Source organism: Mesobacterium pallidum (assembly GCF_019966535.1).
In the GTDB taxonomy this organism is placed as follows: Bacteria; Pseudomonadota; Alphaproteobacteria; order Rhodobacterales; family Rhodobacteraceae; genus Mesobacterium; species Mesobacterium pallidum.
On sequence record NZ_JAIMID010000008.1, the window covers coordinates 148,976 to 172,613 of the forward strand.

Below are 23,638 nucleotides of genomic sequence, written 5' to 3' on the forward strand. Positions count from 1 at the left end.
AGGGTCAAGGTATCTTGGTGTCGGCCAGGGCCTGCGTCACCAGATCGTGTGGCAGCGGCATGAGCGTGGCACTGGCCGTCCAGAGGATCGCCGTGCGAATCTCGGTACTTGGCCAGATCTGCGCCAGCGCTTCGCGATATGCCCCCATTTGTCGCAGGAGCCCGTCGGGGGTCGCCTCGGGCGTCTCGGGGACGGCGGCGTTGGTCTTGAAATCGACCACCAGCACATGGTCGTCGGTGACGATGAGTCGGTCGATGATGCCGTGGATACGTCGGCCGCCGAGGCTGGCGGTGATCGGCACCTCGGCCAGCGTGTCCGGGCCGAAGATCGGCGCCAGTTCGGGCGCGTCGAGGTTGCGGATCGCCTCGGCCAGAAGGGCGGGGATCTCGGCTTCGGTCGCGGGGTCTTCGCCTGTCTGCAGGATGGTCTCGCCAAAGGCCTCCCAGGTGTCGCGCGGCTGGCCCGGCAGATGTTCGAGCAGACGGTGGAGGAGCGCGCCGCGGCGCTTCGCGGCGTCCTCGTCCAGCCCCTGTTCCGAGGGCAGCGCCTTGGCGCCGCCCAGGTCTGAGGGGCTGAGGGTTTTGGGCTTTTCAATTGCCGCAGGCGCTGGGCGGGTAAAGACTGGGTCGAGCGGGGCCGAAACAGTCTCTGTTACAGGCTTTTCGGCGGATTTCGGCAGCGACCAATCGCCGGTCTCGTAGCGGATGCCGGGGCCGGTCGGGGTCTCGAAGGGCAGGGCATTGCGCGCCTCCATCCCCTCGCGGATGCGGTCGTGCCAGGCGCGGCCGTCCTTGCCCAGTTCGCCCGCCGCCGCCACGATCAGCCATTTCTCGGCCCGCGTCATGGCGACGTAAAGCAGCCGCTCGCTTTCGGCATCCTGCGCCTCGAGCAAGGCCGCGATCTGCGCCTGCATCGCGGCGGGCTGGTCGGCGGCGCGCACCTTCCACAGGGCCGGATCGCCGGGCAGGATCGAGCCCTTGTAATCGCGCTTGCGCTGGCCGGTGTCGGGCAGGATCACGATCGGCGCCTCGAGCCCTTTGGACCCGTGCACCGTCATCACGCGGATGCGGTCGCCGGCGCTTTCCATCTGGCGCTTGATCTCGAAATCGTCGGTCTGCATCCAGCCAAGGAACCCGGTGAGGCTGGGGATATTCCCCCGCTCGAAGGCCAGCGCCTGCGTCAGCAGCGCGTCGATGCCGTCCTCTGCCTCGGGCCCCAGCCGGCCCAGCAGTTTCTGCCGACCCTCGTGCCGGGTCAGGATCCGTTCGATCAGGTCGAAGGGGCGCAGGAAGTCGGTCTGGCCCAACAGGTCGCGAATCGTCTCTGACTCGGGGCAATCGCGCGCCCGCAGCGCTTCCCAGAGATAGCCCTTGCGGCCATGGGCCAGCTCGAACAGCTGCCGGTCGGTCCAGCCGAAGAGCGGCGAGCGCAGCACCACGGCCAGCGAATAATCGTCCTCGGGTGTGGCCAGGAACGACAGCAGCGCACCCAGGTCGCGCACCGCCAGTTCCGCCCCGACCTTGAGCCGGTCGGCCCCGGCGATGGGCAGCTGGCGGGCCTTGCAGGCGCGGATCAGCTCCTTGAAGATGTCGCTGCGCCGCTGGACCAGGATCAGGATGTCGCCGGCGCGCACCGGCCGCATCTCGTACTGGCCGGAATGGCCGATCTCGACCGGGATCGCCTCGCGCCCGATCATCGCCTCGATCCGCGCGGCGATGCTGTCGGCCAGCACCACCTTTTCGTTCTGCACGCCCAGCCGGTCGACCGGGTCGGTCCAGTCGCCGTCTTCCTCGGTGCCCGCCTTTTCGACCGGCGGCCAAAGGTCCACGCGGCCCGGCATCTCGGACTTGAAGGCGCGGTGGAGCGACCCGCCGAACCCGGCTTCGGCCTTGCCGCGGAAGGTCTCGTCCACCACCTGCAGGATCGCCTCGGCCGAGCGGAAGGAATATTCCAGCTCCGTCGCCTCGAACGGCTGGCCAAGGGCGGTGATCCGCTCCTGGAAATGGGCCCGCATGCGGTCGAACTCGCGCGGATCGGCGCCCTGGAAGGAATAGATCGACTGCTTCTTGTCGCCGACGACAAAGATCGTGCGCTCCACGTCGTCCCGCGCGCCCTGACCCGAGGTGAATTCCTGCGCCAGCAGCTGGATCACTTCCCACTGGATCGGAGAGGTATCCTGCGCCTCGTCCACGAGGATGTGGTCGATGCCGCCGTCGATCCGCCAGAGCACCCATTGCGCCACGGCCGGGTCACGCAAGAGGTCGCGCGCCTTCTGGATCAGGTCGTCGAAATCGAGCCATCCGCGCGCCTGCTTGGCGGATTCGTAGCGGGTGACGAAGGCATGGCCAAAGCGGTGCAGCGCAAGGGTCTGGCGCTTGGCTTGCAGGGCCATGCGCTGCACGCGCGCCTCCTCGACCCGCTGCATGAAATCGTCCACGTCGGGCATGACGTCCGACAGTGGGCCGTTTTGCAGCGCCTTGGTCGGAAAAGACCCTATCTTGGCGGAAAACGGCGATTTCGCGCTGGCCCCCGTGAGGAAGGTACCTTCGAGAACGGGCAGGGCCGAGAGGTCGAGCGCGCCCAGCGTTGCCAGTTTCGCGGCCGCCTTCTGGTCTTGGGGACCGCTTCCGCGCATCGCCAGGATCAACCGGTCGATCAGCTCGCGTTCATCGCCGCGAAAGACGTCTTCGGCCAGCCCTTCCTCGGTCATGTTCGAGCTGAGCCCGAACAGGTCGTTCAGCGCCTCGGGGTCGACGGGCTTGCGAAAGGCATCCGACCGGCCGGCGATCCCGGCGGTGATGCGGTCGAAATCCTCGTCCGTCAGGTACCGCGCCATGTCGCGGATCAGCGCGGCCTCGGGGCCGGCGGCCATGTCCTCGGCGATCTCTGCACGCAGCAGGGCGGCGGCGCGGTCTTCCACCTCGGTGAACTGCGGCGAGACCTGCGCCTCGAGCGGGAAGCGCCGCAGCAGCGCCGCGCAGAACGAGTGGATCGTCTGGATCTTCAACCCGCCCGGCGTCTCGATCGCGCGGGCGAACAGCGTGCGCGCCTCGGCCAGCCCATCGGCATCTTTCGGCGCGGCGTCGAGCTTGGCCAGCTCCTCGCGCAGGGCGGCATCGGGCTTCATCGCCCATTCGCCCAGCCGCTTGAACAGCCGGTTCTGCATCTCGGAGGCGGCGGCCTTGGTGTAGGTCAGGCACAGGATGTTGTCGGGCGAGACGCCGTTCAGCAGCAGCCGCGCCACGCGGTCCGTCAGCACCCGCGTCTTGCCGGACCCCGCGTTGGCGGACAGCCAGGTGGACACGTCCGGCCGGGCCGCCCGGACCTGGCGTTCGCTGGCGGCATCCCTCATGCGAAATCCTCCGGATCGGCGGGGTCGGTCACGTCCCATTCGCCAAAGCGCGCGAGGTGGTCGTAATCGCCCGTGTCGCTGTCGTTCACCATGGCGCGGCGGGCGGTATAGCCCTGTTCCGGGCTGGAATAGTGACGAATGAGGCGCGTCAGCTCCTCCCACACCACACCGGTCGGCATCTCGTCCAGCGGCGCCTCGACGTTGCTGGCGGACGCGCTGAGCGTGACGAAGAGCGCCTCGGCCACGGGGGCGGGCGGCTGGTCCCTGAAGCCGCTGCGTTCGGCGATGGCGCTGAGCAGCAGCAGCTGCTTGTCCAGCGTCTTCTGCTGCTTGACCGTGGGCGGCGTGCCGGTCTTGTAATCGTAGATCCTGAGCTGCCCGCCCGGCGTCACGTCCACCCGGTCGGCGCGGCCCTTGAGGGTGAACTCCATCCCCGCCAGCTCTGCCCCGCCCGTCGCCTCGAACAGCGCGGGCGTGCCGCGCATCAGCCGGCCCTGTTCCTCGGTCACGAAACGCTCGGCCACCCGCGCCAGCCGCGCCTGCCACAGCGCGCGGGTCGTGTGCCAGGGAATGTCGTCGTCCAGCTTGGTCGCCAGGAGGTCCAGCAGCCGCGCGACCGAGAGGTGGTCGCGATCCGCCATCGCCTGGCGGATGAAGGCCTCGAGCACGTCATGCATGACGATCCCGCGCAAGAGCGCGTCGGGCGCCTGGTCCAGCGGGTCGAGCGGATAGAGCTGCAGCACCTTGCGGGCGTAGATCTTGTAAGGGTCGCGCACGAGGTCGCGGATCTGCGTGACGTACAGGTCCTTCGGCCGCGCTTCGACAGGCGGTCGGGGCGAGGGGCGCCGGGCCGGAGCGGTCCTGAGAGGCGTCTCGAGCGCGCGGGCCTGGGCCAGCCAGTGTTCGCCGCGCGTCTTCATCGCGGTCATGACCTCGGGGCCACCGAGGTCGGGCAGCCCATTCAGCAGGTTCGACAGCCGGTTCAGCCAGCGCGAGGGCACGGTTTCCGCGTCGTCGGATTTCAGCGACCGGGTCAGCCAGACCTCGCGCGCACAGGCGGCGATCTGGAAGTCATGCGCCGAGAGGCCAATCTGCCGTTCGGGCAGCAGCAGCCCCGCCTGGTGCCGTAGGCGCCGGTTCAGCCAGGGATCGGGGCTGGGCATCTCGGGCCAGGTGCCTTCGTTCAGCCCGGCGAGGATCAAGAGGTCCGCGCCCATGACCCGTGCCTCGAGGGTGCCCCAGATCAGCACGTCCGGCCGGGGCGCGTCGCGGTCGCGCAGCTGTTCGGATTGCAGCAGCTTGCCAAGGAAATCGGCGTAGTCGCGCGGGGTCATCCCGGCCACCAGCCCGGCGCTGTCCCGCAGGTGCTGGATCAGCCGATGCGTCTCTGTTCCGGCCTTTTTCAGCCAAAGCTCGCCCGTGTCCAGGGTGTCCGGCCCGGCCGCGATGCGCTCGGCCAGGGCGATGTGGCGGTCGATCAGCGCCTCCATCGGGGCGGGGGCAGAAACCAGCGCCGTCATTGTCTCGGCCACCCAGGCGGCCCAGCCGACCACGCGGTCATCCTCGTGTTTCTCGCGGTGCTTCAGCGCCCAGCCGTGCAGCGTCTCGCGGGTCGGGTAGGGCATGCCCTTGCGGCGAATATGCAGTTCGAGGTCGCGGGTCAGCAGCAGGTGCGGGCCGCGATCCTGCCCGGTGTGGGTCAGCGGGTGCTTGAGCAGCTCCAGCAGGGCCGAGGCCTGCGTCTCGCCGGTCATCAGCGCCGCAACATGGCGCAGGAAGCGGCCGGGCGCGGTCAGGTGCAGCGGCGTGCCGCCGGAATCGTCGGGCAGGATCGCCCAGCGGTCGAGCGCGGCCGTCACCTCACGCCCCAGCAGCCGGTCGGGGGTGATGAGCGCGGCGGTCACGCCCGCCTCGGTCGCGGCGCGCAGGCGGAGCGCGATGGCCAACGCCTCGGCCCGGCGGTTCGGGGCCTCGACGAGGGTGACGTCGGCGAAGGCAGGCTCCAACGCGGGCAAATGCGGCCCCTCGGCCAGCCAGCACGAGGTGACGGGCGCGGGGCGCAGGGCCAGCGACAGGGCCTTGTTGCGGGCGGGGGCAGGGGGCGTCGCATCGCTCCAGGGCTGGACGTCGGCGGGGCCGATGCCAAGCTCGTCCACGATGCGGCGAAAGCGGTATTGCGGGTGGTCCTCGCCGGTCAGCGCGCCTTGCAGGTCGTCCCACCCGGCCAGCGGCATGTCGAAATCGTACCCCGGCAAAACCAGCGCGCCCTGGGGCAGGGCGGCCACCGCCTTCATCAGCGCCAGCGTCGTGCCGCGCGACCCGGTGGAGCCGGCGACGATCACCGGGTCCGGCGGCGGCGCGTCCTGCCAGAGCGCGGCCAGCCGGGAAACCAGCGCACGGCTGCGGGCCTGGGCATCGGGGGCGGGATGCGTGTCTTCGAAGTAGTGCTGGACGATGGACAGGAACTGCTGCGCCCGCCGCCAATGGCCCGACTCGTCGGTCACGTCGAGGGCGGCGATCGCCTCGGGCGGGACGCCTTCGCCCTGCATCTCGTCCATCAACCGCGCGAGGCTGTCGGCCAGGTCGTACAGCGCGGCGCGGGGGGCGAGGTCGGGCGCCTGGTCGAGCAGCTTGGACAGCAGGTCCACCAGCTCAAGCCGCCGGTGGAGGGGCGAGACCGGCGCGGGCAGATCGGGAAACTGCGCGAGGGTCGACAGGTCGGTGACCAGGTGGATGCGCGGCAGCAGCGCGGCGGGGCCGTCGTCGAAAAGTTCGCGCAGGCGCCGGGCCATGCGGGTCGTGTTGACCACCAGCCGGACGCGCGCCATGGCCAGCGGCGGCTGCCCGGCAAGCCGGGCGCGCAGGCCGGCTACCAGCGCGGCGGGGAAATCGACGCCGGGCGGCAGGCCAAAGACGCGGGGGCCGTCAGTCTTGAACATCGGCGCCTCGCAGCAGGCTCTCGGCCAGGGCGATGCCCTCGGGGTGGCCGACGTCGCACCAGCGGCCGGGATAGGGCAGCCCGCAGAGGCGGCCGCGCGACGCCATCTGGTCCCAGAGGCGGTTCAGCGAAAAGGCGCGGTCGGGGATCGCGGCCAGCCCGTCCGTCTTGAGGATCTGGATGCCACCGTAGATCCACTGCGTGCCGCGTTTCAGGCGCTGGCCGTCCAGGTCGAAATCCCCCGCGCCCTTGCGACCCAGTGCCCTGGCCGGGTCGATGAGGATCAGCAGGGCGTCCATGCGGTCCGGCTGCCAGGCGTCACGCAGCCAGCCCAGCGGGTTAGGCCCGTCAAACACCGTGTCCGTGTTCATGGTAAAGAGCGGCCCCGGCCCGGTCAGCGGCAGCGCGGCGCGCAGGCCCCCGCCGGTGTCGAGGATCTCGGGCCGCTCGGTGCTGACCGCCACGTCGCGCCCGGCGAGGTGCCGTTCGATCTGGTCCGCGTGGTAATGCGCATTGACCACGCGGCGGGTGATGAAGGGTTGGTCGGTCAGCCGCAGCGCGTGGTCAAGCAGCGGCTGGCCCGCGACCGGGATCAGCGGTTTCGGCCGGTCCGCGGTCAGCGCGCCCATGCGGGTGCCGAACCCGGCGGCGAAAAGCATGACGGTATCGGGCATCAGGGCCTCATCCGGGCAAGGATGTCCGAGGTCGGCGCGGGCAGTCCGGCGAGCGCGCCGCGCAGGGCGGCGAGCGCCGGGTGCGAGAGGTCGGCTTGCAGGTGGGACCAGACGCGGGGGACCAAGTCGATGTAGCCGGGCTTGCCGCGCGCCTGTGCGAGGCGGGCGAAGATGCCGAGGATGCGCAGGTTGCGCTGGGCGCCGAGCGTGGCGAGGCTGGCGAGGAATGTGTCTCTGTCCCGGCCCGAAAGGGTGATGTAACGGGTCAGCGCGGCCTCGTTCGCGGCAGGCGATACGTCGCGGCGGGCATCTTGCAGCAGGGAGATCAGGTCATAACCCGGGTGGCCGGCCAGCGCGTCCTGGAAATCCAGCAGGCCGCAGCGGCGGGTCCCGTCACGGGTCGGCAGCCAGATCAGGTTCTCGGCGTGAAAATCGCGCAGGACCAGGACAGAGGTGTCGTCCGCATGGGCCATGAGCGCGGTCAGCATGGCCTGGTGCACGGCCATTCGGTCGACGCTGGCGCCGATGGCGGGCAGGTAGGCGTCGAAGAACGGGTCCAGCATCTGCGCCAGCAGGGCGGGGGTGGCCTGCACGAGATCGGGCGGCTGTGCCTGGTGCAGCTGGTGCAGCATCTCGGCGGCCGCTTCGTAGAGCATGGGCTCGGACGAGGGATCGCCTTCGCAGAGGCGCGCAAAAAGGCCGTCGCCCAGGTCTTCGAGCAGCAGGAAGCCGGTCTCGGGCTCCTCGGCGAGGATCGCGGGCGACGACAGGCCGAGGCCCGCGAGGTGCCGCGCGATGCGGAGGAAGGGACGGGTATCTTCGCCCGTCGCGGGGTCGGCATCCATCAGGATCGCGCGCATTTCTCCGTGATAGAGACGGATGTAGCGCCGGGCCGAGGCGTCGCCGGCCAGCGCTTCGCGACGAGCCTCGGCCCAGCCGGCGGCCGCGAGAAACCCGTCCATTAGCGCGCTGCGATCAGGCATCGAGGCCCTCCAGCCGCGGGTCCCACCGCGGGTCGGTCCAGGTCAGCGTCGCGTTCCGCGCCTCGGGGTCGTCCAGCGGCGCGAAGGCAATCGACAGCGCCTGCGCGGGCGGTTCGGGCAGGCGGTCGGGCCATTCGACCAGCGCGATGGCGGTGTCGAATGCTTCGGCCAGGCCCAGCTCCTCGATCTCGCCTCCGTCCGACAAACGGTAGAGATCGGCATGCCAAAGTTCCCCAGCCGAAGTTTCGTAGGTCTGCACGAGAGTGAAGGTGGGCGAGGGGATATCCTCGGGCGTCCGCAGCAGGGACCGGATCAGGCAACGGGCGAAATGGCTTTTTCCGGCGCCGACGGGGCCGGAGAGCAGCAGCACGTCGCCCGCAGCCAGGGTCGCGCCCAGCCGTTCGGCCAGGCGGCAGGTCGCATCGGGCGAGGCGAGGTGGATCGTGCGGCTGGTCTGCGACATGGGGGGACATTACCCGCCCAGCCCCGCGCTGCAAGTGGGGTCAGGCGCGCAGGGTCGGCCGTTCGGTCAGCTGCGCGGCCAGGGCGGCGCTTTCGGGACGGAAGCCGATCAGCGTCTTGCCGCCCGCCAGGGGCACGACGCGGCAGTCAAGACGCTCGCCGGTCGCCAGCGTGACCTCGGCCGTCCAGCCGGCGCGGACGCCCGTGTTCCGGGCGAAATCGCGCAGCTCGCCCCAGACCGGCGACGGCGCGCTCAGCTTCTGCCAGTGTCGCGAGCTGCTGAGGATGTCGACCTCGGCCAGGGTGTCATGCGTGTCGGTCTGCCACAGCATCGTGTAGGCCTTGTTCCAGTAGACCAGCACGCCGTGGCGGGAAAAGACGCAGATCGCCTCTTCCAGCGTGTCGAGCACGGCATGGCCCAGGTCGATCTCGGACCGGAAACGGCGGGTCAGCGACATGTCGGCCGAGATATCCTCGAACAAAAAGGCGATGGCACCGTCGGGATGCGGCCGGCCGGTGACGCGGTAGGTCTGGCCCGAGGGCAGCGTCCATGTCTCGAGGTGCTGGCCGGCGGCGGCATCCGCGATCATCCGGGTCAGCTTGGTGCGCCATTCGGCGTAATTCTTGGGCTCGGGCATCATCTGCTTGTCGCGCATGCGGTCGAAAAAGCTGCTGAGGTCGGGCCGGGCCGAGAGAAAGTCGATGGGCAGCGCGGTCAGGTCGACCAGCGCGGGGTTGAACAGCACCAGCTGCCGGTTGCGGTCGAAGATGGCGAGGCCTGTCGACAGATGCGCGAAGGTCTTGGTCAGGGTCTGCACGAAGTTGCGCTGCTGCAGCTCGGCCTTGACCACGGCGTTGATGTCGACCGCATGGTGCATCCAGGTGTCGCCCATCGGGGTCGAGCAGATGTCGAACCAGTGCAGCCCGCCCTCCGCATCGGCCATGCGGACGCGGTTCTGCTGCTTGTCGGGCGCGGTGCCCAGCGCCAGGTCGAAGATGCGCGCGGGGCGCCCGCCTTCCATCCCGGTGCCGGCGATCTGGGTCAGGGTGATATAGGCCGGGTTGGCCTGCAGGATCCGCCCTTCGGCATCGCTTTGCCAGATCGGGTAGGGGGCCATCTGCAGCATCTTGTCGCGCGATTTCAGCTGGGTCTCCGTGAGCACCAGCCGGTGCCGGTCGGCAACCATGGCATCGGGCTCCTCGACGGTGAGGCGCATCCACTTGCGGCCGGGGTCCACGATCAGCAGCCCGCTGTCCAGCGGATCGGCGGCGCGCAGCACGACCCGGTCCAGCGGCGGCATGTCCGGGTCGATGTCGGCGATGCCGGCAAAGCGAGGCAGCAGGACGGCGCGCACGGAGTCCCAGGTCGCAATGTCGGCGCGCGCAGGGATGTCGGGCAGCAGGTCTGACGTGGCGATCAGGTCGTAGGCCGCCGGCGAACAATCCAGCACCTTGCGCCCGGACAGCACGAATGTGAGCAGGCCGCGGCTTGCCTCCGCCCCGGCCGGTCCGGCCTCTGCCCCGACAAAGCGACGCATGAGGGTCAGGGCGAGGGCCGCCGTGACGGCGCTGGAGCCAAGGACAAGAAGCAGCGTTGAGAGGCCAGACATGGAATCCGCAATTAGGTGGGCTTCCGCCGAGCCTAGACCCGCGCTGGTTAACAAAATTTAAAGACCGGTGGAAAACCGTGCCGGTCAGGGAAGGATCAGCTGGTTCTCGCCCAGGGGCACCGCATTCGGGCCCTGGCGGGCGTCGATGCGGTCGCGGGGCCAGGTCACCTCGACGATGGCGCCCGAGCGTTCGGCCCGTTCGGCGGGGTCGAGAAAGGGGTCCGAGCCGTTGGCAAAGCTCAGCTCGGCCCCGGTGCGTTCCAGCAGCGTCTTGGCGATGAAGAGGCCAAGGCCCATCCCCTCGTAGCCCGGCCGGGCCTTGCCGCGCGTGCCCGAGCGGCGCCGCGCCATGAACGGATCGCCGATGCGCCCCATGACGTGTTGCGGGTAGCCCGGCCCGTCGTCGATGATGCGCAGGGTGATGCGGTCGGCGGTCCAGGCGGCCTCGACCCAGACCTGGGATTTCGAGAAATCGACCGCGTTCTGGACCAGGTTGCGGATGCCATGGATGATCTCGGGCCGGCGCAGCACCGAGGGCTGGGCGTCGGCCAGCGCGGGGTCGGGATTTTCCTCGAACCGGATCAGCTTGCCGCGGTCGATATGCGGCTCGGCGGCGAGGCGGATCACCTCCATCAGCGGGGCCTGGCGGATGTGCAGGTCGTCCTTTCCGGCGCGGCCCATCGACCGCAGGATGTCGCGGCAGCGGTCGGCCTGGGCGCGGATCAGCGCCGCGTCCTCGGCCAGCTCGGGGCGGTCGTCGAGCTCTTCCATCAGCTCGGCCGAGGTCAGCTTGATCGTCGCCAGCGGCGTGCCGAGTTCATGGGCATAGGCCGCGACGACACCGCCGAGGTCGGTCAGCTTCTGCTCGCGCGCCAGCGCCATCTGCGTCGCGGTCAGGGCGTCGGCCATGGCATGCATTTCCGAGGTCACGCGGTTGGAATAGACCGACAGGAAGACCAGCGCGATGATGATCGCCGCCCAGTTGCCGAAGACGAAGATCGACGGCATGCGGATCTCGTAGCCCAGTTCGGTGCGCAGCGGCAGGTGGTAGATCACCAGCAGCGTCACGATGGTGATGGCGACGGCGTTCATCAGCAGGATCGACCTGGTGGACATCGCCGTCGCCGCCACCGTGACCGGACCGACCAGCAGGATGGCAAAGGGGTTGTGCAACCCGCCGGTCAGGAACAGCAGCAGCGACAATTGCAGCAGGTCGAAGAGGACGGTGGCGAAGTTCTCGATCTCGGACAGGCGCTTGGTCTCGGGAAAGATGAACATCGCCACGAGGTTGCCGACCACGGCGATGCCGACCACCAGCAGGCAGGGGCCGACCTCGATCTGCAGGTTGTAGAAGCGGGAGGCCACGAAGATCGCGGCCAGCTGGCCGACGATGGCGGCCCAGCGCAGCAGGATCATGGTGCGCAGGCGGATCCAGTTGCCGCGGTTGCGGCCCATCATCAGGTCAAACTCGGGATCCGTCCGGACATCCGCCATGGTGCGCGCCTTTGTCTCGCTTGAGGTTCGGGGTACAGTTGCTAGGTCAGGGAAGACTTTTGCAAGGGCCGGGCACGGTCAAGGAGGCTTACGTGGCACGTACACTCGTCATCATCGCCGGCGCGTTGCTGGTCACGCTGCTGGTCTTGCTGTTTGCCGCGACCTCGCCCGCCGTGCGCACGGCGCTGGGGTTCGGCGGCGACGGCGTCGCGCAATGCGGCGGCGGGCAGACCGGCGCCGATATCGGCGGGCCGTTCGAACTGGTGAATGCCGCCGGCGAGACGGTGAGCGATGCCGACGTGATCACAAAGCCGACGCTGCTTTATTTCGGCTATACCTTCTGCCCGGATGTCTGCCCGATGGACACGACCCGCAACGCCGAGGCCACCGCGCTGCTGGCCGAGCAGGGCTATGACGTGCAGCCGGTCTTCATCTCGGTCGATCCCGACCGGGACGGCCCGCGCGAAGTGGGCGAGTTCGCCGAGAACCTCAATGCGGCGTTCGAGATGGACCGGATGATCGGCCTCACCGGCTCGGCAAGCCAGGTCGCGGCGGCCAGCAAGGCCTACCGGACCTATTACAAGAGCCACAAGGGCGAGAACGGCGAGGAGGAGTTCTACCTCGTCGACCATTCGACCTTTACCTACCTGGTGTTGCCGGGGACGGGGTTCGTCGATTTCTTCAAGCGCGAGATCACGCCCGAGCAGATGGCCGAGCGGACGGCGTGTTTCATCGACGCGGCGTCGTGACCGGGGTGGGCATCGGGGCGCGTGATCACAGCTTGTGATCGCGGGGGGTTTGACCCTCAAGCCCCCGTTGGATAATAGTTTCTGAATATGCAGGCGTCGGGGCGGAGGAAACGCGTGGCTGAGCAGGATCTGGACATCGGGCCGGAGAAGTCCTTGTTGCTTGTCGACGATGACGAGCCCTTTCTGAAACGTCTCGCCAAGGCGATGGAAAAGCGCGGGTTCGAGGTCGAGACCGCCGGCTCTGTCGCGGCCGGCCAGGCCATCGCCACCGCGCGGCCGCCGGCCTTTGCAGTGGTCGACCTGCGGCTCGAGGATGGCAACGGGCTCGACGTGGTCGAGGTGCTGCGCAAGAAGCGGCCCGACAGCCGGGTGGTCGTGTTGACCGGCTATGGTGCGATTGCCACGGCGGTGGCGGCCGTCAAGATCGGGGCGACGGATTACCTGTCGAAACCGGCCGATGCCACCGACATCACCAATGCCCTGCTGGCGCGCGGCGACGAGCTGCCGCCACCGCCCGAGAACCCGATGAGCGCCGATCGCGTGCGCTGGGAGCATATCCAGCGGGTCTACGAGCTGTGCGACCGCAACGTGAGCGAGACGGCGCGGCGGCTGAACATGCACCGGCGCACGCTGCAACGGATCCTGGCAAAGCGGTCTCCGAAGTAGTCTTGATCCGATTGTGTGCCGGAGGCCCGCAGGGTCAGCGCGCCATGGGCGCGCCGGTGGGGGGCGCTGCCCCCCGGTGCCGTTGGCACCGTCCCCCGAGGTATTTTCAAAACGATGAAGGGCTGGGCGGATTACCTGGCCGTCGCAAAGGGCTCGAGGATGGGGGCGAGCGAGGTTTGCGCAGTGTCGAGGCCACGCGGGTCGCTCAGGCGCAGCTTGATCATGCAGCCGGGACGCAGGCCCATCAGCAGGATCTCTCCTCCGCCGCGCGCGTTGCGACCGTCGGCCACGCGGGTGAATCCGTGGAAAGGCTCTGCCATCTCGAAGGCCCGCAGGTCCGAGACCGGGGCGAACAGGCTGCCGGTCTTCATGTCCACGGCGCTTGACTTGAAGGCGTCGAGGGTGGCGGAAGCGTCCGGTGCGTCGTGCCCCATGTCGAACAAAAAGAAGCTGGCGGTCTGCCCGCTGTTGGCATCGCGGAACTGGGCGGCATAGCCTAGGCCGGGATGGGTGGCTTCGTCATCGGCATGGGTGACGAGGGACAGGGGGCCGAGCCGGTCCGGCAGGGCGTCGCGCATGCCCCGGCAGGTCGCCGTGTCGGCAAGAGGCGCGGAGGCGATGAGCGCCAGCGCGCAGGCCGGAAGGCGGGCATGTCTCATGGGCGGCCTCTTTGAGGGTCGGACCTGTCACAGTCTGGGTGGCAGGCCCGGCCGGGTCAAGCCGCCGGGGTCACAGGTCGTATCGCTTGAGGATCTTGTCGACCGACGTGCCGTCTTCCATCACGTAACCGGTGATGCGGCCGTGGTCCTCGAAGCCGCGGGACTGGTAGTAGATCAGCCCGCCTGCGTTGTCGGCGCGGATTTCCGCGTTGATCCAGGCGAAGCCGGCGGTGCGGGCGGCCTCTTTCGTCGCCTCGAACAGGGCCGAGCCGATGCCGAGGCCGGTGCGGCCGGCCCGGGCGAAGGTGGCGATATTGGCGACGTCCGGCCCGTAGGCGGGATGCGGGGCGATCCATTGGAAGCCGAGCAGGGTGCCGTCCTCGGCCTCGGCCAGGTGCCAGATCGCGCCGGGCTCGGCCATCTGCGCTTGCAGCTCGGCGGGCCTGCGCGGGTTGATATAGGCCGTGGTGCCGCCGATTGCGATGATCTCGTTCAGAAGCTCGGTCATGGGGCGGGCGTCCATGGCCCCGGCACGGCGGATGATCATCGCATCTGCTCCAGCAGCGCCGCGTGGCGGGCGGTGAAATCGGCGCGCACCTCGACCGGGGGGCGCAGGGTGATCGCGAGGCCCGCCATCAGCGCGGGATCGGGGCGGCCGAAGAACCGGGTGCTTTCGGCCTCGGAAAAGCCGGCGATCTGTGTCGCCTCCATCCAAGCCGAGACGCGGTCGGCCTTCTTGATGAGTTTCTTGATCTTGACGGGGACCTGCGCGGGCAGGCCGAAGCGGATATGGATCGCCGCCGTCAGCCGGTCGTCGAGCTGCCCGTAGCCCGCCCCGACCGCGGCCTTGACCGGGGAGATCATGTCGCCGATCACGTATTCCGGCGCGTCGTGCAGCAGCGCCGCCAGGCGCCATTTCGGCGGCGCGGCGGGGTCGATGCGCGCAAAGATCTCTTCGACCAGCAGGGAATGTTCGGCGACGGAATAGGCGAACTCTCCACGGGTCTGGCCGTTCCAGCGGGCGACGAAGGCCAGGCCATGGGCAATATCCTCGACCTCGATATCCACCGGCGTGGGGTCGAGAAGGTCGAGCCGGCGGCCCGAAAGCATGCGTTGCCAGGCGCGGGGTTGGGCGGGCATGGGTCACCTGTCGGTTTTTTCCGCCATATGGCCCGAGCCGCGCGCGCGCATCAAGGGCGGAGCGGATTGCCTTGCTTTTGACACAAATGGGTCGCAAACTTGCCTGGTCGGTTAATGACGGGCCGGACGGTGGGCAATGCCGCCGGCCTACGAGGCGCCACAAGGCGCCCGAAAACGAGGCAGATCAGCAGGGGGTATCCCCATGTTCAAATACCTGTGCACGACCTGTGTCGTGCTGGCACCGTCCGTTTTGGCGGCCAGCGACAGCTGCGGGCCAAGGGCGGTGATCGCGGACCGGCTCGAGGCGGAATTCGGCGAGCGCCTGACCGCGACGGGCCTTCAGGATGAAACCCAGGTAATGGAGATCTGGACGTCCCAGGCGACGGGGTCGTTCACCGTGCTCGTCACCGGCGCGGACGGGCGGTCCTGCGTCGTGGCGACCGGCACGGATTTCCTGGGCGGCGCGCCCGGGGCTCTGGCGACCAGGGCCAGCGGCGCACGGCTTTAAAGCTTGGCGGTGGGCACGAAGATCGTGTTGTTCTCGATCACGCCGCCGATGCGGTAGGCGGCGGCGGGCACCAGCGTCTCGAGCTGGTCCAGGAAGGCGGCGCGCTGGGCGGGCTTGCCCGCCTCGAGCACCACCAGCGGGTGGTTGTCGGACAGGATCCGCGCGGCCCCGACGAGCGCCGGCGCCTCGTGGCCTTCGATGTCGAGATGCAGCACCCCGACGCGGCGCGAGGCATCGACCAAGTCGTCCAGACGCACCACCTCGACCTCGATCGTGCCGGCATCGGCGGTCTCGACGATGCGCGAGCCGGCGGCGATGGCGGCGCCGGACCCCGCGCGGGTGATCTTGAGCGGCAGTTTCGTCGGCGCTTCGCCCACCGCGACGGGCGAGATGTGCACGTTGCCGATCCGGTTCAGCCGCAGCGTTGTCTCGGCCGCGACAAAGGACACCGGGTGCGGCTCGAACGTGTGGATCAGCGCACCGGGGGCCATGGCGGCCGAGAGCGCAGGCAGGAAATCCCCGATGAAGGCGCCGCCGGTGACGATGTCGCCATCCCCCAGCCGGGTGCAGAGGAAATGCAGCATGTCGGGTTCGTAGACCTTGCCGCGGGTCAGGATCATGCCGATCTCGCGCTCGGCGAATTCGGTCGGCAGGCAGTAGATGCCGTGGCGGTTGGCCACCATCATGTGGTCGAAATCGAGCCCGGGAATCGTGCGGCGCGGCATGCTTCGGCTGGCCACGGGGGTCGAAAGGTCCGTCTTCACGCTCATCCGGGGCCTGCTCCAGCCGTTTTCGCGCCGTCGATCTGAGCCGTTCACGTCGCGGTATCCAATTACGCTTATCCCCGACATTGCCAGCCGAATCAAGGAATGTTAGGCGGATGCAGCCCATGCATCAGCCAGAACGGAGACCAGCATGACCGCGGATTACATCGTCAAGGATATCGCCCTCGCCGAGTACGGCCGGAAGGAGCTTGATATCGCCGAAACCGAAATGCCGGGCCTGATGGCCTGCCGCGATGAGTTCGGGGCGTCGAAACCGCTGAGCGGCGCGCGGATCGTCGGGTCGCTGCACATGACCATCCAGACCGCCGTGCTGATCGAGACGCTTGTGGCGCTGGGCGCCGACGTGCGCTGGGCCTCGTGCAACATCTTCTCGACCCAGGACCATGCCGCCGCCGCCATCGCCGCTGGCGGGACGCCGGTCTTTGCCGTCAAGGGCCAGACGCTGGAAGAGCATTGGGATTACCTCGACAAGTCCTTCCAGTTCCCCGAGGGCGCGAACATGATCCTCGACGATGGCGGTGACGCGACGCTGTATGTCCTGTTGGGGGCACGGGCCGAGGCGGGCGAAGACATCATCCCCGTGCCGCAATCGGACGAGGAAGCGGTCATCAAGGCGCAGATCCAGAAGCGGATAAAGGAGAGCCCGGGCTGGTTCACCAAGACCCGCGACGCGATCAAGGGCGTCTCCGAAGAGACGACGACCGGCGTGCACCGTCTTTATGACCTGCACAAGAAGGGCTTGCTGCCCTTCCCCGCGATCAACGTGAACGACAGCGTCACCAAGTCGAAGTTCGACAACAAGTACGGCTGCAAGGAATCGCTGGTCGACGGCATCCGCCGCGCCACCGACGTGATGATGGCCGGCAAGGTCGCCGTGGTCTGCGGCTACGGCGATGTGGGCAAGGGCTCGGCCGCGTCGCTGGCCGGCGCCGGCGCGCGCGTCAAGGTGACCGAGGTGGACCCGATCTGCGCCCTGCAGGCCGCCATGGACGGGTTCGAGGTGGTGCTGCTGGAAGATGTCGTGGACAGCGCCGACATCTTCATCACCACCACCGGCAACAAGGACGTGATCCGCATCGAGCACATGCGCGAGATGAAGGACATGGCCATCGTCGGCAACATCGGCCATTTCGACAACGAGATCCAGGTCGCCAACCTCAAGAACCACAAGTGGACCAACATCAAGGACCAGGTGGATATGATCGAGATGCCTTCGGGCTCGCGCATCATCCTGCTGTCCGAAGGGCGCCTGCTGAACCTCGGCAACGCGACCGGGCACCCGTCCTTTGTCATGTCGGCCAGCTTCACCAACCAGGTGCTGGCGCAGATCGAGCTGTGGACCAAGGGCGAAGAGTACCAGCCCGGCGTTTACATCCTGCCCAAGCATCTCGACGAAAAGGTCGCGCGCCTGCATCTGGACCGGATCGGCGTCAAGCTGAGCAAGCTCAGCGCCGACCAGGCCGCCTATATCGGCGTGACGCCCGAGGGGCCGTTCAAGTCCGAGCATTACCGCTACTGATCCCGACGAGTCAGGATCGACACACATTGCCGGGGGTGAATGCGTGTGGCGCATTCACCCTTGGTCGTTTCACGGAAAAGTGGTTAACCTCCTGAACAGTGGGCAAACCGCCTGCAAAGACCCCAATGTCAGGGACCGGGAGACAGAAATGGGCAAACGTGACGAGCTGATCGCCAAGTACGCGGACGATCTCAAGACCAAGTGCGGCATGGAGCCGGACATGGACCTGCTGACCAAGGTCACCATCGGCTGCGGCCCGGCGATCTACAACGACGACGCCTCGACCGTCGCGTCAAGCCAGCCGGCCGAGCTTGAGACCGTCAAGACGAACTTCCTGATGAAAAAGCTGGGCCTTGCCGACGGGCCCGAGCTGATGGATGCGATCAACTCGGTCGTCGAGACCTACGGCAAGTCCGAGCGCAACAAGTACCGCGCCGTGGTCTATTATATGCTGACCAAGCATTTCCGGAAGGAAGCCGTCTACGGCTGAGCCGGGCGCAGAACTGTCCAAGGCGACCCGTCGGCACGGCCGGCGGGTCGTTCGCGTTTTAGGCGTGTTTTACGCACTCGGCCTTTGCGGGCGGACCCGAATGCCGGTAAGAAAAGGGAAGTTTCGAGCCAGTAAGGCCGGCCCTTTTGATCATGGTTTCGCGTGTGGTGCGTAGGGGAGCACGCGGGGTGAGAGGAGGGTTCGGCCTGTGCCGGACCCTCCTTTTTTGTCGCTGTCCGGTCTCTGTCCCGCCTTCCGGTTCGTCCTCTCAAGGACCGGTCGGCCGCCGCCCCGGCGCCGTCAGAACAGCGCCAGCACGATCCCGATGATCATGCAGCCGAACACCGCGTAACCGCCGTCGATCAGCGTCAGCTTGAACGGCCGGCCGGGGTAGGCGTTGTTGATCATGATCCAGGGGCTGATGAAGAACAGCCCGATGCCCAGCCCGGTCAGCGCCGATTTTCCGATGCCGGTGATTCCGGCCATCGACAGCATGTGCCGCATCATGCCCGCGACCAGCACCATGGCCAGCGCCGACAGGATGAACGGGAGTGCGCCCTGTCCGCCCTGGGGCTTGCCGTCCGGGCCGACCTCGACCCCGGCTGCTTCCATCCATGGCTTGGCCAGTGTCATGTACCAGGCGGCGCCAAACAGCCAGGCCGCCAGCGCGGCGACCAATACGTTGATGAGTTCCATGTGTGGGCCCTCTCCACATCGTTTCCCGGCATGACTGTGCCGCGAATTCCGTGGAACGCCTAGAATTTTCCGGATCTCAGGCCGGAATGCCGGCGAGGCTGCAGACGATGCGCCATTCGTCCTCGGTCACCGGCTGGACCGACAAGCGCGAGTTCTTGACCAGCACCATGTCCGCAAGCCGCGGATGGGCCTTGATCTGGTCCAGCGTGACAGGAGTTTTCACCGGCATCACCGCCTTGACGTCCACGCAGTCCCAGCGCGCCTGGTCGGTCGTGCTGTCGGGATGCGAGGTAGCGCAGACTTCGACCACGCCGACGACCGCTTTTTCCGTCTGGCTGTGGTAGAAAAAGCCGCGGTCCCCCAGCGCCATTTCGCGCATGAAGTTGCGGGCCTGGTAGTTGCGCACGCCGTTCCATTCCTCGCCCGCGTCGCCCTTGGCGACCTGGTCGTCCCAGCTCCAGGTGGCGGGTTCGGATTTGAAGAGCCAATAACGCATTCTCAGTCCTCCTGTTCCGGGCGCAGCGGGCGCGAGAGCAGCGCCTGCACCGCTTCGGTCACGTCCAGTTCGCCGTCAAGCAGCGCGGTGATCGCGCGGGTGATGGGCATGTCGATGTCGTGGTCCTGCGCCCAGGCGAGCGCCGCGCGGGCGGTCGCCGCGCCTTCGACCGTGACGCTCGGGTCAAAGTCTTCGCCGCGCCCCAGCGACAGGCCGAAGCGGTAGTTGCGCGAGCCTTCGGAGGTGCAGGTCAGCACGAGGTCGCCAAAGCCCGACAGCCCCGCCAGCGTTTCCGGCTGCGCACCGAGGGCGGCCGCCATGCGGGTCATTTCCGCGTACCCGCGGGTCATCAGCGCGGCCCGGGCGCTGTCGCCCAGCCCCGCGCCCATGCAGGCACCGGCGGCGATGGCCATGACGTTCTTGAGCGCGCCGCCCAGTTCCGCGCCCACCGTGTCCGTGGTGCGGTAGAGCCGCAGGTTCGGCGTGGTCAGCGCGGTCTGCAACGCCTCACCCAGCACCTCGTCCGCGCAGGCCAGGGTCAGCGCGGTGGGCAGGCCGATCGCGATGTCATGGGCAAAGCTCGGCCCGGTCAGGATGGCCGTGCGGGCATGCGGCAGCAGGCTGTCCAGCAGCGCGACGGGGCCGAGGTGCGAGGTCAGCTCGATCCCCTTGCAGCAGGCGACAAGGGTCTTGCCGTCGAGCATGTCGCGGTATTGCACGGCAAGGTCGCGGACCTTCTGGGTCGGCACGACGACCAGCAGGATGTCGCAGGCGGTGGCCGTGCGGATGTCGGCTGTGACGCGCAGCGTCTCGGGCAGGGGCGCGCCGGGCAGGCGCGGATTTGCGCGCGTCTCGGCCATGGTCTGCACGAGGTCTGCGTCGCGCGCCCAAAGCACGGTCTCGGCTCCGCCGCGCGCCAGAGAGATGGCGAGCGCCGTGCCGAAGGCGCCGGCGCCAAGGACGCCGACGCTCATGCCTTGGCCCCCTTCTTGCCGCCGCCCAGCATCCCGGCGCGGGCCGTGTCCAGCGGCCAGCGGGGGCGGGCGACAAGGGTCATGTCGTCCGTCTGGCCGGCGCGGAAGCGTTCCAGCCCGGCCCAGGCGATCATCGCCGCGTTGTCGGTGCACAGGCGCAGGGGCGGCGCGGTGAAGGTGGCACCGGCCGCGGCCGCGACCTCTTCCAGCCCCGCGCGGATCGACTGGTTCGCGGCCACGCCGCCGGCGACCGCGATCATGGGCGCTTCGGGCGATGCCTCCATGTAGGTCGCGAGGGCCCGGCGGGTCTTTTCCACCAGAACGTCGCGCACCGCGGCCTGGAAGCCGGCGCAAAGGTCGGCGCGGTCCTGCCGCGTCAGCCCGCCCTTGTCGGCCGCCACCTGGTCGCGGGTGCGCAAGAGCGCGGTCTTGAGGCCGGAAAAGCTCATGTCACAGCCCGGCCGGTCGAGCAGCGGGCGGGGGAAACGGAACCGTTTGGGATCGCCCGCGCGCGCCTCGGCCTCGACCGACGGGCCGCCGGGTTGCGGCAGGCCGAGCAGGCGCGCGGTCTTGTCGAAGGCCTCGCCCGGGGCGTCGTCGATGGTGCCGCCGAGGCGGGTGAAGTCCTCGGGGCCGTTGACTTGCAGCAGCTGGCAATGCCCGCCCGAAACCAGCAGCATGAGGTAGGGAAAGGCGGCCATGTCCGTCAGCCGCGGGGTCAGCGCGTGGCCGGCCAGGTGGTTGACCCCCACCAGCGGCTTGCCCGACCCGGCCGACAGCCCCTTGGCGCACATCACGCCAGACAGCACACCGCCGATCAGCCCCGGCCCGGCGGTGACGGCGATGGCGTCGATCTGAGCCAGGGTCAGCCCGGCGTCCGCAAGCGCCTGCTCGACGCAGAGGTCGATTTTCTCGGCATGGGCGCGGGCGGCGATCTCGGGGACGACGCCGCCGAAATCGGCGTGCAGCTCGGCCTGGCCGTGCACGATGGACGACAGGATCTGCGGCGCGTGTCCCGGCACATGGCGCACAACGGCGGCAGCAGTGTCGTCGCAGCTGCTTTCCAACCCCAGAAGTGTCAGCGTGTCGCCCATGGCCGCGCATGCCCCTTGCCGGCCCGTTGCATCGGGCCCTTGGCGCAGGTACCACCTTGACGCGGTGCAAACAATCCCGGCCCCCGATGATCCAGCCCCTGCCCAACGTCTTGCTGACCCGGCCCGAACCCGATTCCCGGGCGCTGGCAACCTGGATCGGCGGGCGGGCGCGGGTCGTGATCTCTCCGCTCATGGAAATCGCGCCGGTGGGCAGGGTGCCGGATCTTGGCGGGGCCCGGGGCGTGATCCTGACTTCGCGCCATGCGGTCCCGCTCATCGGTCCCGGCCGGGGCCGCCAGGCCTTTGTCGTGGGGGAGCGGACCGCGCAGGTCGCGCGGGAGGCCGGGTGGGATGTCGCCCGGGTCGCACCGGATGCCGAGACGCTGCTGGCGGCGCTTGTGGCCCAGCCGCCCGATGGCCCCTTGCTGCACCTGCGCGGCGCGGTGGTGCGCGGCGATCTTGCGGCGCGGCTGAGCGCGGCCGGCATCGAGACCGCCGACCGCGTCGTCTATCATCAACATGCCCGGAAACTCGGCACGGAGGCCCGCGAGATGCTGTCCGGGACGGGCCGTGTGATCCTTCCGCTCTTTTCCCCGCGCTCGGCCGCGTTACTTGGGAACGAGGCGCCGTTTCGCGCGTTTCTCGACGTGGTTGCACTCAGCCCGGCCGTGGCCGATGCTGCGCAGGTGGTGCGGCCGGACGCGGTGACGGTGGCCGAGCGGCCCGACCTGGCTGCGCTCAAGGCGGCGCTGTCGGGACGGTTGGACGCAGTCACGCCGCCTTGAGGGTCCCGTGGGGGGCCGCTAGTGTCGTGGTGTTGCGTTGCAGCGAACGCAGGGAATCGGAAGGACGTGCAAGTGGCCGAGTCTGACAGGAAAGACGCCGAAGCGGCGAAGGACCAGACCGAGGACAGCCTCGAGGCAGCCGCCGAAGAGGGCACGGAGGCGGAGGAGACCTCTGCCGCGACGGATGAGGGCGCCGACACGGTAGCCGCCGATGAGGCCGATTGGGATGACCTGCCGGCCGACGAGCCTGCCGAGGGGACGGATGCCGCGGTCGAGGAAGAGCCCGCCGAGTTCGAGGGCACGATCATCGACCCGGAGGTCGAGGGCCCCGAGGGCTTCGCGGCCGGGCCCGGGGAAGAACCGGCCGAAACCTATTCCGAGAATGAACACGTTGACGCGCCCGCCGAGGAAGAGACCCTTCTTGAGGAGCCGACGGACGAACCGGACGCGTTGGAAGACACCGGCCCGAGCCAGGTGGACGCCACGCCGGACAGCGCAGGGATCGGCACGATGGCCGCAGCCGGGGCCGCAGGCGCCGCAGCGCAGCCCGCACCCGCGCCCGAGACCGTCCGCGTGGTCGAGCGCAAGGGCGGCGCCGGGGCCATGGTGCTGGGCGGCGTGATCGCCGCGGCGCTGGGCTTTGGTGCGGCGCAGTACAGCAACGGCGGCTGGCCCTTTTCCACGCCCGATTACGATCCGCCAGAATACGTGACGCGGGATGCCCTGGACGCGAGCCTTTCGGCCCAGTCGACCCGCATCGACGAACTGGCCGCCGCCAGCGAAGCCGGGCTGACCGGAGACCAGCTGGACAGCGCCGTTTCCGCGCTGCGCGACGAGCTGACGGGGCGTCTGGATGCGCTGGACGGGCTGACGGGCGAGATCGACGCGTTGGCCGCGCGCATCACCGAGCTCGAGCGCGCGCCGATCGAGAACAACGTCTCGGACGCGGCCATCGCTGCCTACGAGGAAGAGCTGCGCCGCCTGCAGGAGTCGGTCGCCGCCCAGCGCGCCGAGATGGAGACGATGGCCAGCGAGGCCGCGCAGATGGAGGCGAATGCCACCGAGACCGCGCGCGAGACCATGGCCCGCTCGGCCGTGACGCGCATCCAGTCGGCGCTGGACAGCGGGACGCCCTTCGGTCCCGCGCTGGCCGACCTGGCCGAGACCGGAACGCAAGTGCCGGAGGTGCTGGACCGCGCCGCCACCGAGGGCGTGCCGCCGCAATCCGTGCTCGAGGATACCTTTCCCGACGCCGCGCGCGACGCGTTGTCGGCCGCGCGGGAAGAGACCGGCGATGGCGGCAGTATCGGCAATTTCTTGAAACGCCAGCTGGGCGCCCGGTCAGTCGCGCCGCGTGACGGGGATGACCCCGATGCCGTTCTGAGCCGGGTCGAGGCCGCCGTGCAGCAGGGCCGCCTGGCCGATGCCCTGGCCGAGATCGAGACGCTGCCCGAACCGGCCCAGGCCGCCCTGGGCGACTGGGTGGCTGCCGCGACGCTGCGGCGCGATGCACTGGACGCGGCCGAAGGCCTCGCCCAGGGCCTGAACGAATAAGAGGTAGACG

General features: G+C 68.8%; 22 protein-coding genes. 7 read left to right on the forward strand and 15 right to left on the reverse strand.

Annotated elements, in window-relative coordinates:
- Positions 1-4 precede the first annotated feature (4 nt).
- The 7 genes from addA to regB all read right to left on the reverse strand — a co-directional run bounded on the left by addA (position 5) and on the right by regB (position 11,513).
- Positions 5-3,352 (reverse strand): double-strand break repair helicase AddA, encoded by a 3,348-nt coding sequence (gene addA / locus MF270_RS13445; RefSeq protein ID WP_238366414.1) that lies wholly within the window; start codon positions 3,350-3,352, stop codon positions 5-7.
- The gene (gene addB, locus MF270_RS13450; protein WP_238366415.1) at positions 3,349-6,291 is read right to left on the reverse strand and encodes a double-strand break repair protein AddB; all 2,943 of its coding nucleotides are present in this window, start codon (positions 6,289-6,291) and stop codon (positions 3,349-3,351) included. Before addB ends, addA begins: the two co-directional genes overlap by 4 nt.
- Positions 6,278-6,964 carry a nucleotidyltransferase family protein gene (locus MF270_RS13455; protein WP_238366416.1) on the reverse strand — a complete coding sequence of 229 codons (687 nt, stop codon included), beginning with the start codon at positions 6,962-6,964 and terminating at the stop codon, positions 6,278-6,280. The genes addB and MF270_RS13455 overlap by 14 nt, the downstream gene beginning before the upstream one ends.
- A complete protein-coding gene (locus MF270_RS13460; RefSeq protein WP_238366417.1) occupies positions 6,964-7,947 on the reverse strand; it encodes an aminoglycoside phosphotransferase family protein in 984 nt (327 codons plus the stop codon). Before MF270_RS13460 ends, MF270_RS13455 begins: the two co-directional genes overlap by 1 nt.
- On the reverse strand, positions 7,940-8,410 hold the full coding sequence (gene tsaE / locus MF270_RS13465; protein ID WP_238366418.1) for a tRNA (adenosine(37)-N6)-threonylcarbamoyltransferase complex ATPase subunit type 1 TsaE: 471 nt from the start codon (positions 8,408-8,410) through the stop codon (positions 7,940-7,942). The genes MF270_RS13460 and tsaE overlap by 8 nt, the downstream gene beginning before the upstream one ends.
- A gap of 40 nt (positions 8,411-8,450) precedes the next feature.
- Complete coding sequence (locus MF270_RS13470; RefSeq protein WP_238366419.1) at positions 8,451-10,019, reverse strand: PAS-domain containing protein; 1,569 nt, start codon at positions 10,017-10,019, stop codon at positions 8,451-8,453.
- Positions 10,020-10,103: 84 nt separating this feature from the next.
- Positions 10,104-11,513, reverse strand: coding sequence for a sensor histidine kinase RegB (regB, locus tag MF270_RS13475; protein WP_238366420.1), 1,410 nt, complete (start codon positions 11,511-11,513; stop codon positions 10,104-10,106).
- A gap of 92 nt (positions 11,514-11,605) precedes the next feature.
- On the opposite strand from regB, the gene MF270_RS13480 reads away from it, so the two are divergent.
- Both MF270_RS13480 and MF270_RS13485 read left to right on the forward strand, forming a co-directional pair.
- A complete protein-coding gene (locus MF270_RS13480) occupies positions 11,606-12,262 on the forward strand; it encodes an SCO family protein (RefSeq protein ID WP_418887885.1) in 657 nt (218 codons plus the stop codon).
- A gap of 87 nt (positions 12,263-12,349) precedes the next feature.
- A complete protein-coding gene (locus tag MF270_RS13485; RefSeq protein ID WP_238366421.1) occupies positions 12,350-12,928 on the forward strand; it encodes an ActR/PrrA/RegA family redox response regulator transcription factor in 579 nt (192 codons plus the stop codon).
- A gap of 131 nt (positions 12,929-13,059) precedes the next feature.
- Here the strand turns inward: MF270_RS13485 and MF270_RS13490 are convergent, their stop codons facing one another.
- The 3 genes from MF270_RS13490 to MF270_RS13500 all read right to left on the reverse strand — a co-directional run bounded on the left by MF270_RS13490 (position 13,060) and on the right by MF270_RS13500 (position 14,727).
- Positions 13,060-13,587, reverse strand: a complete 528-nt coding sequence (locus MF270_RS13490; RefSeq protein WP_238366422.1) for a hypothetical protein — start codon at positions 13,585-13,587, stop codon at positions 13,060-13,062.
- A gap of 70 nt (positions 13,588-13,657) precedes the next feature.
- Entirely contained in the window at positions 13,658-14,134 is a 477-nt protein-coding gene (locus tag MF270_RS13495) for a GNAT family N-acetyltransferase (RefSeq protein ID WP_238366423.1), read from the reverse strand.
- On the reverse strand, positions 14,131-14,727 hold the full coding sequence (locus MF270_RS13500; protein WP_238366424.1) for an HD family hydrolase: 597 nt from the start codon (positions 14,725-14,727) through the stop codon (positions 14,131-14,133). Before MF270_RS13500 ends, MF270_RS13495 begins: the two co-directional genes overlap by 4 nt.
- A 202-nt stretch (positions 14,728-14,929) precedes the next feature.
- On the opposite strand from MF270_RS13500, the gene MF270_RS13505 reads away from it, so the two are divergent.
- Entirely contained in the window at positions 14,930-15,235 is a 306-nt protein-coding gene (locus MF270_RS13505; RefSeq protein ID WP_238366425.1) for a hypothetical protein, read from the forward strand.
- On the opposite strand, the gene MF270_RS13510 is transcribed toward MF270_RS13505, so the two are convergent.
- Positions 15,232-16,005, reverse strand: coding sequence for an FkbM family methyltransferase (locus MF270_RS13510; RefSeq protein WP_238366426.1), 774 nt, complete (start codon positions 16,003-16,005; stop codon positions 15,232-15,234). The genes MF270_RS13505 and MF270_RS13510 overlap by 4 nt on opposite strands.
- Before the next feature lie 145 nt (positions 16,006-16,150).
- Between MF270_RS13510 and ahcY the strand changes: the two genes are divergently transcribed.
- Together ahcY and MF270_RS13520 are read left to right on the forward strand one after the other, a co-directional pair.
- Positions 16,151-17,539, forward strand: a complete 1,389-nt coding sequence (ahcY, locus tag MF270_RS13515) for an adenosylhomocysteinase (protein ID WP_238366427.1) — start codon at positions 16,151-16,153, stop codon at positions 17,537-17,539.
- 148 nt (positions 17,540-17,687) lie between these two features.
- Positions 17,688-18,029: a DUF2853 family protein gene (locus tag MF270_RS13520; protein ID WP_238366428.1), complete on the forward strand. Its 342-nt coding sequence runs from the start codon at positions 17,688-17,690 to the stop codon at positions 18,027-18,029.
- A 300-nt stretch (positions 18,030-18,329) separates the two neighbouring features.
- Here MF270_RS13520 and MF270_RS13525 read toward each other — a convergent pair whose 3' ends face one another.
- The 4 genes from MF270_RS13525 to tsaD all read right to left on the reverse strand — a co-directional run bounded on the left by MF270_RS13525 (position 18,330) and on the right by tsaD (position 21,289).
- Positions 18,330-18,725, reverse strand: a complete 396-nt coding sequence (locus tag MF270_RS13525; RefSeq protein WP_238366429.1) for a DUF1761 domain-containing protein — start codon at positions 18,723-18,725, stop codon at positions 18,330-18,332.
- Between the two features lie 76 nt (positions 18,726-18,801).
- The gene (locus tag MF270_RS13530; protein WP_238366430.1) at positions 18,802-19,221 is read right to left on the reverse strand and encodes an EVE domain-containing protein; all 420 of its coding nucleotides are present in this window, start codon (positions 19,219-19,221) and stop codon (positions 18,802-18,804) included.
- A 2-nt stretch (positions 19,222-19,223) separates the two neighbouring features.
- Entirely contained in the window at positions 19,224-20,195 is a 972-nt protein-coding gene (locus MF270_RS13535; RefSeq protein ID WP_238366431.1) for an NAD(P)H-dependent glycerol-3-phosphate dehydrogenase, read from the reverse strand.
- The gene (tsaD, locus tag MF270_RS13540) at positions 20,192-21,289 is read right to left on the reverse strand and encodes a tRNA (adenosine(37)-N6)-threonylcarbamoyltransferase complex transferase subunit TsaD (protein ID WP_238366432.1); all 1,098 of its coding nucleotides are present in this window, start codon (positions 21,287-21,289) and stop codon (positions 20,192-20,194) included. The genes MF270_RS13535 and tsaD overlap by 4 nt, the downstream gene beginning before the upstream one ends.
- A gap of 86 nt (positions 21,290-21,375) precedes the next feature.
- On the opposite strand from tsaD, the gene MF270_RS13545 reads away from it, so the two are divergent.
- Entirely contained in the window at positions 21,376-22,074 is a 699-nt protein-coding gene (locus tag MF270_RS13545; RefSeq protein ID WP_238366433.1) for a uroporphyrinogen-III synthase, read from the forward strand.
- Positions 22,075-22,146: 72 nt separating this feature from the next.
- On the forward strand, positions 22,147-23,628 hold the full coding sequence (locus MF270_RS13550) for a COG4223 family protein (protein ID WP_238366434.1): 1,482 nt from the start codon (positions 22,147-22,149) through the stop codon (positions 23,626-23,628).
- The last annotated feature ends 10 nt before the right edge of the window (positions 23,629-23,638 follow it).